General features: G+C 43.0%; 16 protein-coding genes. All 16 read left to right on the plus strand.

The genetic code is table 11. From position 1 onward, the window contains the following. Positions 1-90 precede the first annotated feature (90 nt). The 16 genes from NRIC_RS06285 to NRIC_RS06360 all read left to right on the plus strand — a co-directional run bounded on the left by NRIC_RS06285 (position 91) and on the right by NRIC_RS06360 (position 13,400). Entirely contained in the window at positions 91-837 is a 747-nt protein-coding gene (locus NRIC_RS06285) for an alpha/beta hydrolase (RefSeq protein ID WP_146621844.1), read from the plus strand. A gap of 1 nt (position 838) precedes the next feature. Further along, positions 839-3,187, plus strand: a complete 2,349-nt coding sequence (gene rnr / locus NRIC_RS06290; RefSeq protein WP_146621845.1) for a ribonuclease R — start codon at positions 839-841, stop codon at positions 3,185-3,187. 1 nt (position 3,188) lies between these two features. After that, positions 3,189-3,653 carry an SsrA-binding protein SmpB gene (gene smpB, locus NRIC_RS06295; protein WP_146621846.1) on the plus strand — a complete coding sequence of 155 codons (465 nt, stop codon included), beginning with the start codon at positions 3,189-3,191 and terminating at the stop codon, positions 3,651-3,653. 293 nt (positions 3,654-3,946) lie between these two features. Then, the gene (gene atpB / locus NRIC_RS06300; RefSeq protein WP_146621847.1) at positions 3,947-4,666 is read left to right on the plus strand and encodes a F0F1 ATP synthase subunit A; all 720 of its coding nucleotides are present in this window, start codon (positions 3,947-3,949) and stop codon (positions 4,664-4,666) included. A gap of 60 nt (positions 4,667-4,726) precedes the next feature. Further along, the gene (gene atpE, locus NRIC_RS06305) at positions 4,727-4,942 is read left to right on the plus strand and encodes an ATP synthase F0 subunit C (RefSeq protein ID WP_146621848.1); all 216 of its coding nucleotides are present in this window, start codon (positions 4,727-4,729) and stop codon (positions 4,940-4,942) included. A gap of 78 nt (positions 4,943-5,020) precedes the next feature. Then, entirely contained in the window at positions 5,021-5,542 is a 522-nt protein-coding gene (atpF, locus tag NRIC_RS06310; RefSeq protein ID WP_146621849.1) for a F0F1 ATP synthase subunit B, read from the plus strand. Beyond that, a complete protein-coding gene (atpH, locus tag NRIC_RS06315) occupies positions 5,532-6,077 on the plus strand; it encodes an ATP synthase F1 subunit delta (protein WP_146621850.1) in 546 nt (181 codons plus the stop codon). The genes atpF and atpH overlap by 11 nt, the downstream gene beginning before the upstream one ends. A 15-nt stretch (positions 6,078-6,092) precedes the next feature. Continuing rightward, positions 6,093-7,607, plus strand: a complete 1,515-nt coding sequence (atpA, locus tag NRIC_RS06320; protein WP_146621851.1) for a F0F1 ATP synthase subunit alpha — start codon at positions 6,093-6,095, stop codon at positions 7,605-7,607. Positions 7,608-7,636: 29 nt separating this feature from the next. Beyond that, on the plus strand, positions 7,637-8,539 hold the full coding sequence (locus NRIC_RS06325; RefSeq protein ID WP_146621852.1) for a F0F1 ATP synthase subunit gamma: 903 nt from the start codon (positions 7,637-7,639) through the stop codon (positions 8,537-8,539). Between the two features lie 22 nt (positions 8,540-8,561). Continuing rightward, the gene (atpD, locus tag NRIC_RS06330; RefSeq protein ID WP_146621853.1) at positions 8,562-9,962 is read left to right on the plus strand and encodes a F0F1 ATP synthase subunit beta; all 1,401 of its coding nucleotides are present in this window, start codon (positions 8,562-8,564) and stop codon (positions 9,960-9,962) included. 13 nt (positions 9,963-9,975) lie between these two features. Beyond that, a complete protein-coding gene (locus NRIC_RS06335; protein ID WP_146621854.1) occupies positions 9,976-10,404 on the plus strand; it encodes a F0F1 ATP synthase subunit epsilon in 429 nt (142 codons plus the stop codon). Between the two features lie 427 nt (positions 10,405-10,831). After that, a complete protein-coding gene (locus NRIC_RS06340) occupies positions 10,832-11,062 on the plus strand; it encodes a DUF1146 family protein (RefSeq protein WP_146621855.1) in 231 nt (76 codons plus the stop codon). 63 nt (positions 11,063-11,125) lie between these two features. Then, entirely contained in the window at positions 11,126-12,427 is a 1,302-nt protein-coding gene (gene murA / locus NRIC_RS06345) for a UDP-N-acetylglucosamine 1-carboxyvinyltransferase (RefSeq protein ID WP_146621856.1), read from the plus strand. Between the two features lie 13 nt (positions 12,428-12,440). Then, positions 12,441-12,617 carry a DNA-directed RNA polymerase subunit beta gene (locus tag NRIC_RS06350; RefSeq protein ID WP_146621857.1) on the plus strand — a complete coding sequence of 59 codons (177 nt, stop codon included), beginning with the start codon at positions 12,441-12,443 and terminating at the stop codon, positions 12,615-12,617. A gap of 55 nt (positions 12,618-12,672) precedes the next feature. Beyond that, positions 12,673-12,951, plus strand: a complete 279-nt coding sequence (gene yidD / locus NRIC_RS06355; RefSeq protein WP_373862071.1) for a membrane protein insertion efficiency factor YidD — start codon at positions 12,673-12,675, stop codon at positions 12,949-12,951. Next, positions 12,948-13,400, plus strand: coding sequence for a GNAT family N-acetyltransferase (locus NRIC_RS06360; protein ID WP_146621858.1), 453 nt, complete (start codon positions 12,948-12,950; stop codon positions 13,398-13,400). Before yidD ends, NRIC_RS06360 begins: the two co-directional genes overlap by 4 nt. Positions 13,401-13,417: the final 17 nt, after the last annotated feature.

Genomic DNA, 13,417 nt, shown 5'->3' on the forward strand with positions numbered 1-13,417 from the left:
ATTCTTTCCTTATAGTATACCTGACTTCCTGATCAATAAAAATCAAGTATGTATAAAGGTATGGTAAAATAAATCGAGGAGTTGAAGCAAATGGTACAAATCAAAAGTCCTAGATCGATTTTTCTGCCGAGTGGTCCAAATGCTGTTCTATTGCTGCATGCTTATTCGGGCAGCCCCAACGATGTCAGAATGTTGGCTCGCGCATTAGAAAAGAAAACATACACGGTGTATGCGCCGATGTTCAACGGCCATGGAACCGCTAATCCAGCAGATATTCTTGAAAAAAGTCCAGCAGATTGGTGGAAGGAATCTCAAGAGGCTATCTCTTTTTTAAAGAGTAAGGGATATGAACAAATTGCAGTCTTTGGTTTGTCTATGGGCGGTATCTTCGCAACACGATTGCTAGCAACAGATGCATCGCTGCTTGGAGGCGGTTTTTTCTGTTCGCCGATTGCTCCGGTAGAGACACAGGTCGAAGAGAACTTTTTGGAGTATGCCAAGCAGCTGTTAACTCAAGCACAGGAAAAAGAGGTCTCTGAACAAGTCGAAGCGTTGCGACCTCAGGTCAAGAGTCAACTAGAGGCGATTCAGGTTCAGGCGGCTGAAAGTTTTGAGCGGCTTGAGCAGATTAAAACTGCTTTTTTTATGGCGCAGGCAGGAAAAGACAAGATGATCGATGCATCGGGCGTATTTCAAACCGCTCGAGCGTTGGAAAACACACACTTTACTTTAAAGTGGTACCCCGAAAGCGGACATGTCATCACTGTGGGACCGGAACGCAGAGAATTTGAACGGGATGTCGCTGACTTTTTAGCGACTCTTGAGTGGAGAGAATAAAATGACTAGAAAATCAATCAAAGAGGCAATTTTAACGTTCCTTAAAGAAGCAAAGAAAAAAAGCTTTTCTATGGAGGAACTAGCACAACAGTTGGATATGCAAAAAAGCACGGATTATAAATTGCTGATCCAAACAGTTGCCCAAATGGAGCGAGAAAAATTGCTCGAATTTAACAAACGAGGAAAGATAAAGCTTCCTTTATCACCGATCGTAATAGAAGGAACCTTTCGCGGCAATGAACGCGGGTTCGGTTTTGTGACGATCGATCCGGAGGAACCCGATGTGTACATTCCGAATGATCAGACCAATTTTGCGATGAACGGAGATACCGTACTGATCGATATCGTCAAAAATGCAGATCCGTTTAGTGATCGGGGGGCTGAAGGAAAAGTAGTGGCTATCAAGGAACGGTCGATCCAGCAGATCGTAGGAGAGTTTACCGCGTTCCCTCCTGAAGAGGTCAAGGAAACGGATCTATACGGTGTCGTTATTCCAAAAGATAAAAAGAGTGCACAGTTCAAGGTTTACATTGCTGCTGATGGAATCCAACCGGTCGACGGCAGTGTGGTGATCGTAGAGATTACTCACTACCCTGAAAAAGAATATGCTTCTAGTTTAGAAGGACTGGTCAAAAAAGTGATCGGGCACAAAAACGACCCTGGAATGGACATTTTGTCAGTGATCGTCGCTCAAGGGATTCCAACTAGTTTTCCTGATGAGGTTTTAGAGGCTGCGGATAAAGTTCCTGACCATATTTCTGAAGAGGACGTAAAAGACCGAAGAGATTTGCGAGACCAGCAGATTGTGACGATTGATGGTGCGGATGCGAAGGATTTGGATGATGCAGTAACCGTGCGAAAATTGCCTAATGGCAACTATTTTCTGGGGGTTCATATTGCGGATGTTTCTTATTATGTCACCGAGGATAGTGTACTGGATCGCGAAGCATTTGAACGTGGAACTAGTGTCTATTTAACAGACCGAGTCGTACCGATGATCCCTCAGCGATTATCGAATGGGATCTGTTCCTTGAATCCACGAGTGCCGCGGTTGACAATCAGCTGTGAGATGGAGATCGACACCAATGGTACGATCGTGGATCATGCGATTTTCCCGAGTGTGATTCAAACGACTGAACGGATGACCTATTCTGCTGTGAATGGCATTTTAGAAGAGGCGGACTCGACATTGCTGGAACAATACCAAGCGCTTGTTCCCATGTTTGTTTTGATGAAGGAATTGCATGAGGTTTTAGAAAATCGTCGAGTTCAACGCGGCGCGATCAATTTTGAAGACCGCGAGGCTAAGATACTGGTTGATCCAGAAGGAACGCCTTTAGGGATCGAGCTTCGCAACCGCGGAGTGGGCGAACGTTTGATCGAATCGTTTATGCTGGCTGCAAACGAGACGATTGCAGAGCATTACAGCCGATTGAAAGTACCATTTATTTACCGGATTCATGAGCAACCTAAAGAAGAGAAAATGCAGCGCTTCTTTGATTTTGCTGCCGTTTTAGGCATTTTGGTCAAAGGAACGAAAGAAACGATCACTCCTAAGGCCTTGCAAAAGGTAATCTTGGAAGTAGAAGAGAAGCCTGAGGCGGCAGTTATCAATACGATGCTGTTAAGAAGCATGCAGCAGGCACGCTATTCAGAGGATAATTACGGGCATTATGGATTGGCAGCGGAATATTACACGCATTTTACTTCACCGATCCGTCGTTACCCAGATTTAATCGTTCATCGTTTGATTAGAGAATACGGATCAAGCCAGTCTGAAAAAGTCCAAACTAAATGGGCGGAGCAGCTGCCGGAAATCGCGGATCATAGTTCGCAGATGGAACGCCGAGCAGTTGACGCAGAACGAGAAGTCGACAGCTTGAAGAAGGCCGAGTATATGGCTGAAAAAATCGGGGAAGAATTCGACGGAATCATCAGCTCGATTACAAAGTTTGGTATTTTCGTCGAATTGCCGAATACAGTGGAAGGGCTGATTCATTTAAATGAGTTGAAGCAAGATTATTTCCACTTTATTGAAAATCAGCTGGCTCTAGTTGGAGAACGGACCCGTCAGACGTTTAAGATTGGCCAAAAGGTTAAGATCAAGGTAGTTAAATCAAACCCTGAGACACGAGAAATTGATTTTGAATTATTGGAGGCTGAAGATATTCCTTCATTGGAGGCGCCCTCGCATCAGAAGCGGCGTAGAAAACAGCCTGCTAAACATACGGAACGGAAGAATTGGACTAAAGAGAAACCAGCAAAAAAAGCAAAAAAGAAAGCAAAAGGGAAAAAGCCTTTTTACAAATCCGTAGCGAAAAAGAAAAAGGGTGGAAGAAAGAAGGGGTAGTATGCCTAAAGGGGAAGGCAAATTGATTGCGCAAAATAAAAAGGCGCGCCACGATTATACGATCATCGATACAATGGAAGCGGGAATTGTTTTGCAAGGAACGGAGATCAAATCCATTCGAAATGGACGAATCAATCTAAAGGATGGATTTGCCCGAGTCCGAAATGGAGAAGTGTTTTTACACAATGTGCATATCAGCCCGTATGAACAGGGGAATATTTTTAATCACGATCCTGTCAGAACACGAAAACTGCTGCTGCACAAGAAACAAATTTCTAAATTGATCGGAGAAACGAAAAACACAGGGATTACTTTAGTTCCCTTAAAGGTATATCTAAAGAATGGCTATGCTAAAGCATTAATCGGTTTAGCCAAAGGGAAGCATCAATACGACAAACGTGAAGATTTAAAGCGCAAAGATGTAGACCGACAAATTAGTCGGACGTTAAAAAATTTCAGCCGATGACCAAATATTCTTTTTCGCATATTTAATGAGAATTCCTTTACTTACAGGTGAATTTTGATACGATTAATTATTATCTATAATAGCTCTTTTTGGGCAAAAACAAGCATGATAAAAAGGTTTTCCCCTAATTCTTGCGAAAGAATAAAGAGTGTAAAGAAACTTCCGTTTTTTTCATGAAAATCTTTTGTATTTTTCTTTCAATGGTGGTACCATACGAGAGTATTTTGACTTGATATGCCAAATACAAGAAGATAAGCAATGACTGAGGTCAGTAAGGAAAGAGGTGAAATGAATTGGATGAAAAATCTTGGTTTTTCCATATTGGTCCCATTTGGTTTGACGGAACAGTCACGACCATGGTTATCATTACCTGTTTGATCGTTTTCTTGATCGTCTTTGCATGTACAAGAAACCTTTCGATGAAGCCCACTGGAAAACAAAATGCGATTGAATGGCTGATCGATTTTACTTCTGGGATCGTCAGCGACAATATGCCAAGAAAAGAAGTTCGGAATTTTAGTTTCTTTTCATTCACATTGTTCTTGTTTATTTTTGTTGCGAACCAGATCGGTTTGATCACCAAAATCGTCACACCACAGGAGGTCACACTATGGAAGAGTCCAACCGCTGATCCTTTCGTTACAATGGGGTTGGCAATGATGATCCTTGTACTATCCAATCTATTAGCATCAGAACGATTTGGCCTGCGCGGCTACATCAAAAATTCATTTTTGTCTCCGATGCCGATGCTGTTGCCCATCAAGATCATGGAAGAATTTACTAATGTCATTACATTAGGTCTTCGTCTTTATGGAAACATTTACGCAGGAGAAGTATTGTTGACCTTGATAGCAAGTATGGTGACCAGTTTAGGCTGGTGGTCAATCCCATTCGCGATACCGCTGGAAATGATTTGGATCGCATTCTCATTATTTATCGGCAGTATTCAAGCGTTTGTCTTTACCACTTTATCCATGGTGTATATCAGTCATCAGATAGAAGTAGAAGAATAGTCAAAGAGCAAGTGATGGTGTAACAAAGACACGTCAGTATAAAATTAGGAGGAATTTATTATGAACTTTATCGGTGCGGGAATCGCAATTTTAGGTGCAGCTATTGGGGCTGGTTACGGGAATGGTAAGGTTATTTCAAAAGCAATTGAATCAATGGCTCGTCAGCCTGAAATGTCAGGCCAAATCCGTTCAACGATGTTTATCGGGGTTGGTTTGATTGAAGCGGTGCCGATCCTAGGTGTCGTATTGGCAATGTTGATGGTCTTCCAAGGGTAAGAGCAACGGTTCTCGTTGCTACTTTTTTGTGTTGCAAAAAAGAATTAAACGTTATCTATTCAGAAAGGAAGACCGAGTATGCTGAATCTAGTTATTGCTGAGGCTGTCAATCCAACGCTCGGTAATTTGATCGTAGTGACAGGAGCATTTCTGATTTTGTTGCTGCTGTTGAAAAAATTTGCATGGAAGAGCGTCAGTGATATTTTAAAACGACGCGAAGAAAAGATCGCCAACGATTTAGATTCTGCTGAACAATCACGGATCAAAGCGGCTGAGCTGGCTAAAGAACGCGAAACTCAACTAGCAAGCTCGCGCAGTGATGCAGCAGATATTATAAAGAGTGCCAAAGAAAACGGCGAATTGAGTCGTCAAACCATCATTAACGATGCGAAAGATGAAGCAATGCGCTTGAAGGATCGGACAAAAACAGAAATCAAGGAAGAACGGGAAACCGCATTGACTTCTGTTAAAGATGACGTCGCAGATCTTTCTCTTAAAATTGCCGAAAAGATCTTAAGCAAAGAGCTTACCGGTGAGGCACATCAAGAATTGATTGATCAATACATCGATCAATTAGGAACGACTAAGCATGAAGCTTGACAAATATACTGTTGGGAAACGATACGGCAAAGCTTTGTTCGAATTGGCGGTCGAAGGACAAGCAACCGAAGAAGTTTACCAAGATTTATTGACGATACGCAAGGTATTTGAAGAAATTCCGGATTTGGGCAATATGCTGACAGATGTTCGATTGCACGGATATGAAAAAGACGCGATCATGCAGGCCTTCGCGCAAGGTTTTGATGGCGTAGTCAAAAATTTCCTGCTGATCGTTTATGAATACAATCGAAGCGACGATCTTTTATTCATGATCGATGAATATGAACGAAGATATGATCAGCTGAACCAAGTTGCTCTTGGTTCAATCACTACTGCTGTGGCGATCTCTGAGGAGAAAAAACAGCAAATCGAAGCAAAAGTCGCTGATGTTCTCGGCTATAAAAGGGCCGACCTATCTCCAGTAGTCGATCCATCGATTATTGGCGGTGTCATTGTTGAAGCCGATCATCAAGTGATCGACGGAAGCCTCGCCAGCCAACTCAATGGTCTACGAGCAGCACTTAGCAAAAAGTAAGAAGAGGTGAAATGAATGGCCATCAAAGCAGAAGAAATCAGTGCCTTAATCAAGCAACAGATTGAAAACTATGATAATAAATTGTCTGTAGAGGAAGTCGGAACGGTCACCTATGTCGGTGATGGAATCGCACGCGCTCATGGACTAGAAAACGCAATGAGTGGAGAGCTTGTTGAGTTTTCAAATGGCTCGTATGGGATGGCGCAAAACCTGGAAAGCAATGATGTCGGAATCATCGTTTTGGGGGAATTTGAGTCCATTCGTGAAGGCGATAAAGTAAAACGAACAGGGAAGATCATGGAAGTCCCAGTCGGCGAAAAAATGATCGGTCGCGTGGTGAATCCTCTTGGACAGCCTGTAGACGGATTAGGTCCTATTGAAACCAGCAGCACACGACCAGTGGAAACACTGGCACCGGGTGTTATGCAACGTAAATCCGTCAATGAACCAATGCAAACTGGTTTGAAAGCCATTGATGCATTAGTTCCAATTGGTCGTGGACAACGGGAGTTGATCATTGGTGACCGGAAAACCGGGAAAACCTCTATTGCGATCGATACAATCATCAATCAAAAAGGCCAAGATATGATCTGTATCTATGTAGCGATCGGGCAAAAAGAATCAACAGTCCGCTCACAAGTGGAGACCTTGCGTAAATTCGGAGCTATGGATTATACCATCGTTGTTACAGCAGGTGCTTCTCAACCAGCGCCTTTATTATACATCGCTCCTTATGCCGGAACTGCGATTGGTGAGGAATTCATGTATAACGGGAAACACGTACTCGTCGTTTTTGATGACTTGTCCAAACAAGCGGTCGCTTATCGTGAACTCTCTTTACTATTGCGCCGTCCACCAGGTCGTGAGGCTTACCCAGGAGATGTATTCTACTTGCATTCACGTCTATTAGAACGTGCGGCAAAATTGTCTGATGAATTGGGTGGCGGTTCACTGACTGCTCTGCCCTTTGTTGAAACACAAGCAGGGGATATCTCAGCCTATATTCCAACAAACGTGATCTCCATCACGGACGGACAAATTTTCTTAGAGAACGATTTGTTCTATTCAGGCATCCGTCCAGCCGTAGATGCGGGCCTATCCGTTTCACGTGTTGGTGGTTCTGCTCAAATCAAAGCAATGAAGAAAGTGGCTGGAACGTTGCGGCTTGACCTTGCCAGCTACCGTGAATTAGAAGCCTTCACTCAGTTTGGATCCGATTTGGATGCAGCCACACAGGCTAAGTTGAATCGAGGACGCAGAACGGTAGAAGTATTGAAGCAAAAACTGCACGATCCACTGGCTGTGGAAAAACAGGTCGTGATTTTGTATGCATTGACACATGGATTTTTAGACAGTATCCCAGTAAACAATATTTTAACGTTTGAAGCACAACTGTTTGAGTATTTAGATGCAAATCACGCTGATCTTTTTGAAACGATCCGGAAAACCAAGGATCTGCCGGACGGTGAGAAGCTAGATGCAGCAATCCAAGAATACAAAGATATATTTGATGCTTCTGCTGCCAAATAATCCCAGCATAATCGAGGTGAGAAAATGTCATGGCATCTTTAAATGAAATCAAGACCCGAATCGCATCAACTAAGAAAACCAGCCAGATCACCAATGCGATGCAAATGGTGTCTGCTGCCAAATTAACGAAGTCTGAGGCTTATTCGGCTCATTTTCAAGTGTATGCGTCGAAGGTGCGGGAAGTACTGACTCACTTGACAGCAAGCGAGTTGGAAGAATTGGCAAATACAGATCATACGGTCAACGGAATCAACTACCACAGCATGTTGATCAATCGTCCGGTGAAAAAAACTGGTTATATCGTAATCACATCGGATGGTGGCTTGGTTGGAGGCTACAATAGCTCAATCTTAAAACAGACATTGACGATGCTGGAAAATGATCATGATTCGGCGGATGAGTATGTTTTGCTGGCGATTGGAGCTACTGGTGCGGATTTCTTCAAAGCTAGAGGAATTAAATTGGCTTACGAATTGAGAAATCTTTCAGATCAGCCAAGCTTTGACGAAGTTCGCAAAATCGTCTCAATGACCACCAGCATGTATGAAAGTGAAATTTTTGACGAAGTGTATGTCTGTTACAATCACCATGTCAATTCATTATCTAGTCAATTTCGAGTAGAAAAAATGCTGCCGATCTCCGATTTGGATCCAGATGAAGCAGAAAAATATACGCAGGAGTATATTTTTGAACCTTCGAAAGAGGATATTTTAGATCAGCTGCTGCCGCAATACGCAGAAAGTTTGATTTACGGTGCGATCGTTGATGCTAAAACAGCAGAACACGCAGCAGGGATGACAGCGATGAAAACAGCAACGGACAACGCTAAAAATATTATTGGTGATTTGACAATCTCGTACAACCGAGCACGTCAAGCAGCGATCACACAAGAAATCACAGAAATTGTCGGCGGGGCTTCCGCACTAGAATAGTTTTGAGATTGGAGGAAAAAACATGAGTTCAGGCAAGATTGTTCAAGTAATTGGTCCCGTTGTCGACGTGGAATTTTCTTTAGATCAATCCTTACCAGACATCAACAATGCGTTGGTGGTCTATAAAAATGATAAAAGCAAGATCGTACTTGAGGCAGCACTGGAGCTTGGAGACGGCGTAATCCGAACGATCGCGATGGAATCTACCGATGGATTGCAGCGGGGGATGGAAGTCGTTGATACGGAGAAACCAATTTCGGTCCCAGTCGGGAAAGAGACATTAGGCCGAGTGTTCAACGTCTTAGGTGAAACGATCGATAATGAAGCACCTTTTCCAGCAGATGCAGAAAAAAGCGGTATTCATAAGAAGGCACCTGCATTCGAAGAATTAAGTACGAGCAATGAAATTTTGGAAACAGGGATCAAAGTTATCGACTTATTGGCTCCTTATTTAAAAGGCGGGAAAGTCGGATTGTTCGGTGGTGCCGGAGTCGGCAAAACCGTGTTGATCCAGGAACTGATCCATAACATCGCCCAAGAGCATGGTGGGATTTCTGTCTTCACGGGTGTTGGTGAACGAACACGTGAAGGAAACGATTTGTATTATGAAATGAAGGAATCCGGTGTTATTGAGAAAACGGCGATGGTGTTTGGACAAATGAACGAACCGCCTGGTGCTCGGATGCGTGTAGCATTGACAGGCTTGACATTGGCAGAATACTTCCGCGATGAAGAGGGGCAAGATGTTCTCTTATTTATTGACAATATTTTCCGCTTCACCCAAGCAGGTTCTGAAGTTTCTGCTCTATTAGGCCGTATGCCTTCAGCCGTTGGATACCAACCAACATTGGCTACCGAAATGGGACAATTGCAAGAGCGGATTACTTCAACGAAAAAAGGCTCGATCACATCGATCCAAGCGATCTATGTGCCAGCGGACGACTATACGGACCCTGCTCCTGCGACAGCATTCGCTCACTTAGATGCAACGACCAACTTGGAACGTAAGCTGACAGAGCAAGGGATTTATCCTGCGGTGGATCCGTTAGCTTCCTCATCAAGTGCATTGGCGCCAGAGATCGTTGGTGAAGAACACTATCAAGTAGCAACAGAGGTTCAGCGTATTTTGCAACGCTATCGTGAATTGCAAGATATCATTGCTATTTTGGGGATGGATGAACTGTCCGATCAAGAAAAAGTAGTCGTTTCCCGGGCGCGGCGCATCCAATTCTTCTTATCTCAAAACTTCCATGTCGCAGAACAGTTTACTGGCCAACCAGGGTCTTATGTTCCTGTGGAAGAAACAGTTAAAGGGTTTAAAGAGATTTTGGAAGGCAAGTACGACGATCTGCCAGAAGAAGCGTTCCGAAGCGTCGGTAAAATCGATGAAGTGATTGAAAAAGCGAAATCACTAGGCTACTAGAAAGAGGTGCGCGATGGAAAATAAGAGTCAGCTCACCGTGAATGTAGTAACTCCTGATGGCTTGATCTATGACCATCATGCGACGATCGTTGTCGCCAATACGATCAGTGGGGAATTAGGAATCTTGCCTAACCACGCGCCGATTATTGCCCCTTTGGCGATTGATGAAGTTCGGGTCCGTCGAACCGATTCAGACACTCACGTGGATTGGATCGCCGTCAATGGCGGGATCATGGAGGTTCGTGACAATGTCGTAACGATTATTGCAGATACGGCCGAACGTGAAAGAGATATCGATGTATCGCGTGCGGAGCGTGCAAAACAGCGTGCTGAGCAGCGGATCGAAGAAGCAAAAGCGAGTCATGATACAGACCAGCTGCGCCGTTCAGAAGTCGCTTTGCATCGAGCAATCAATCGGATCAATGTCTCAAAACATAGATAAAAAACGGATCGTGACCTTGAGTTGCGATTCGTTTTTGTTTTTTTACTGTCAAATGAAGAACAAACTGACATGTCACTAGAGCCCTTCAAATCTCAGTACAATTCTTTTGACAATTCCACGTTTTTTTGAGAAAGTGATAAGGCGCGTTGTTATAAATATAAGTGTTATTATTTGCAGATCAATACACTTAGCTTTCTAGAAAGTAAATTGAAGTGAAAACGTAATTAATTTCATAAAATTTTAAAAAAAGTAATACAAATAAGGCCTAAATGACCTTTTTTCGGAGGATAAATCGAATAATACTAAGAAAATTATTTGATAAAAATTTTTAAAAGTTTTTTTAAAGACTTAAGAAAAGAGAAAGCATTCTCCTTTCTTTTATTCTATGGTATAATCCGATTATTGATTTTGTGAAAGGAAGACATGGATGCAAGTATATGGTATCGATGCAATCATTCGGATCGTTTCTCATTTTGCGTTTATTTATTTGGCATTTTGGGGACTCAGATCTTTGCGTATCGAAAATATTTTTAAAGCATTTCATGAAACGCAGGTTCGAATGGTCTTGATGATGGGTTCGGTCGCGTTAGGCTATACATTCAGCTCATTCTTCTTAGAAATCATCGTTCTGTGTAAAAATATCTTTTTGAGTTTTTAATACTCGTACATACTGATAAGTGAAAATTTAAATTGACTGAAGCGATTTTTTGGAGGGAACAAAATGGAAGAGATCGTCGTTCGTGGTGGAAAAAAATTAACCGGTACAGTGAAAATCGAAGGAGCTAAAAATGCGGTATTACCGATTTTGGCTGCAAGTTTATTAGCAGAAGAAGGAGAAACAACATTAAGCAATGTTCCGATTCTTTCTGATGTGTTTACAATGAACCAAGTGATTCGTTACCTAAATACAGATGTAGCATTTAATGAAACGACCAAAGAAATCAAGATTAATGCGGAGAAACAACTGCACGTAGAAGCTCCTTATGAATATGTAAGCAAAATGCGCGCGTCAATCGTAGTGATGGGGCCTTTATTGGCACGCAATGGACACGCGAAGGTAGCTATGCCTGGTGGATGTGCGATCGGAAAAAGACCGATTGATCTGCATTTGAAAGGATTCCAAGCTTTAGGGGCTAAAATCATTCAGGAAAATGGGTACATCGAAGCGATTGCTGACGAGTTGACTGGCAGCACGATCTATTTGGATTTTCCTAGTGTAGGTGCTACACAAAATATTATGATGGCAGCTGTTAAAGCCAAAGGAACAACAGTGATCGAAAATGTCGCTCGTGAACCTGAAATTGTGGATCTAGCGAACTTCTTGAATAAAATGGGCGCTCGAGTAATCGGTGCGGGTACCGAAACCATGAGAATCGAAGGGGTTGACAAGCTGCATGCGGTGGCTCATTCGATTGTTCAAGACAGAATCGAGGCTGGAACCTTTATGGTCGCTGCCGCAATGACTGAAGGAAACGTATTGATCGAAGATGCGATCCCTGAACATAACCGTCCGTTGATCTCTAAATTAATTGAAATGGGTGTCAGCATCCAAGAAGAAGAATCAGGACTGCGGATCATCGGTCCAAAACATATTCAAGCAACGGATATCAAAACGATGCCTCATCCAGGCTTCCCTACGGATATGCAAGCTCAAATGACAGCGATCCAGTTGGTTGCTGAAGGAACCAGCGCAACCACAGAGACCGTTTTTGAGAATCGTTTCCAACATTTAGAAGAAATGCGCAGAATGAATGCGGATGTTAAAATCGACAACAGTGTCGCTTTAATCAAGGGCGGTGCTGACTTGCAGGGAGCAGAGGTGTATGCGACTGATCTTCGTGCTGCCGCAGCTCTGATTTTAGCCGGATTAAGAGCGAAAGGCATGACACGTGTCCGCAATTTGAAGTATCTTGATCGTGGGTATTACCAATTCCACTTGAAGTTGCAACAGCTAGGGGCGGATGTTGAACGAGTAGACAGCAAATCTGGCGAATCGATCGTTCAGCCTGCTGTACATGCCTAAGGAGTGTGAGCAGATGAGTTCAAGTGAACACATTTTACGTACGTTGATCGTAGTAGTCGGTATTTTACTGGCTGGTGTTGTTCTGTTTATCATTGGCAGTATGATTGGCTACGGTGTTATGGGAGATGGCAATCCCTTTGGTGTCTTGCTGCCGGGTGTCTGGCGGCATATCTTAGAATTTGTACGTTAGACCTTTACATTTGTAAGGGTCTTTTTTCAATCATTGAAGAGAAAGGAATGTTTTTATGGTGGGAAAATTGATCATTGGCCTGGTACGCGGGTATCAACGCTTCATTTCTCCTTTGTTTCAGCCATCCTGCAGGTACTATCCTTCTTGCTCGAGTTATATGATCAAAGCAGTCCAAATCCATGGTGCTATAAAAGGACTGTTGATGGGGATCTCTCGAGTCCTGCGTTGTCAACCTTTTACCAAGGGTGGGATCGATTATGTACCTACGACGTTTTCATTAAGACAGAATGTAAAGGATGAAGAAGAACCAGATTATTCAGGAGGGAAAGTATGATTCATTTGTTATCAGAGAAAACAGCACTGCCATGGGAATTATTGATGCTGGCAGATCCTGAAAAGGAGAAGATCGAAGCGTATGTTTATGATAGCAAGGTCTTGGTTTATGAGTGGAGAAACGAAATCGTTGGCGTCCTTGTTTTCAAAATGATCGATGAGGAGACGGTTGAGATCATGAACATGGCTGTTTCAGAACGAATGCAAAGACAAGGGATCGCGGATCGATTGATGGAACGTTTCTTGGAAGAAGTTCATCGGCAACCTGCCGTCAAGGCTGGGATCGTCAGAACTGGAGAGATTCCTGAGGGGCCTATGCGACTTTACCAAAAGCATGGATTTGAAGTCAGCGAACGAAGGAAGAATTACTTCGTCGACTACTGTGCTGAACCAATCTTTGAAGGGGATCAACAATTAAAAGATCAAATCATCATGAAACGATTCTTTTAGAAAAGGGTCGTTTTTTT

It is taken from the genome of Enterococcus florum, assembly GCF_004309355.1.
Lineage (GTDB): Bacteria > Bacillota > Bacilli > Lactobacillales > Enterococcaceae > Enterococcus_A > Enterococcus_A florum.

Excerpts from the sequence above, each read along its gene's own strand:
- NRIC_RS06285 (WP_146621844.1), top strand. The coding sequence starts at position 91 with ATGGTACAAATCAAAAGTCCTAGATCGATTTTTCTGCCGAGTGGTCCA.
- rnr (WP_146621845.1), top strand. The coding sequence starts at position 839 with ATGACTAGAAAATCAATCAAAGAGGCAATTTTAACGTTCCTTAAAGAA.
- smpB (WP_146621846.1), top strand. The coding sequence starts at position 3,189 with ATGCCTAAAGGGGAAGGCAAATTGATTGCGCAAAATAAAAAGGCGCGC.
- atpE (WP_146621848.1), top strand. The coding sequence starts at position 4,727 with ATGAACTTTATCGGTGCGGGAATCGCAATTTTAGGTGCAGCTATTGGG.
- atpF (WP_146621849.1), top strand. The coding sequence starts at position 5,021 with ATGCTGAATCTAGTTATTGCTGAGGCTGTCAATCCAACGCTCGGTAAT.
- atpH (WP_146621850.1), top strand. The coding sequence starts at position 5,532 with ATGAAGCTTGACAAATATACTGTTGGGAAACGATACGGCAAAGCTTTG.
- atpA (WP_146621851.1), top strand. The coding sequence starts at position 6,093 with ATGGCCATCAAAGCAGAAGAAATCAGTGCCTTAATCAAGCAACAGATT.
- NRIC_RS06325 (WP_146621852.1), top strand. The coding sequence starts at position 7,637 with ATGGCATCTTTAAATGAAATCAAGACCCGAATCGCATCAACTAAGAAA.
- atpD (WP_146621853.1), top strand. The coding sequence starts at position 8,562 with ATGAGTTCAGGCAAGATTGTTCAAGTAATTGGTCCCGTTGTCGACGTG.
- NRIC_RS06335 (WP_146621854.1), top strand. The coding sequence starts at position 9,976 with ATGGAAAATAAGAGTCAGCTCACCGTGAATGTAGTAACTCCTGATGGC.
- NRIC_RS06340 (WP_146621855.1), top strand. The coding sequence starts at position 10,832 with ATGCAAGTATATGGTATCGATGCAATCATTCGGATCGTTTCTCATTTT.
- murA (WP_146621856.1), top strand. The coding sequence starts at position 11,126 with ATGGAAGAGATCGTCGTTCGTGGTGGAAAAAAATTAACCGGTACAGTG.
- NRIC_RS06350 (WP_146621857.1), top strand. The coding sequence starts at position 12,441 with ATGAGTTCAAGTGAACACATTTTACGTACGTTGATCGTAGTAGTCGGT.
- yidD (WP_373862071.1), top strand. The coding sequence starts at position 12,673 with ATGGTGGGAAAATTGATCATTGGCCTGGTACGCGGGTATCAACGCTTC.
- NRIC_RS06360 (WP_146621858.1), top strand. The coding sequence starts at position 12,948 with ATGATTCATTTGTTATCAGAGAAAACAGCACTGCCATGGGAATTATTG.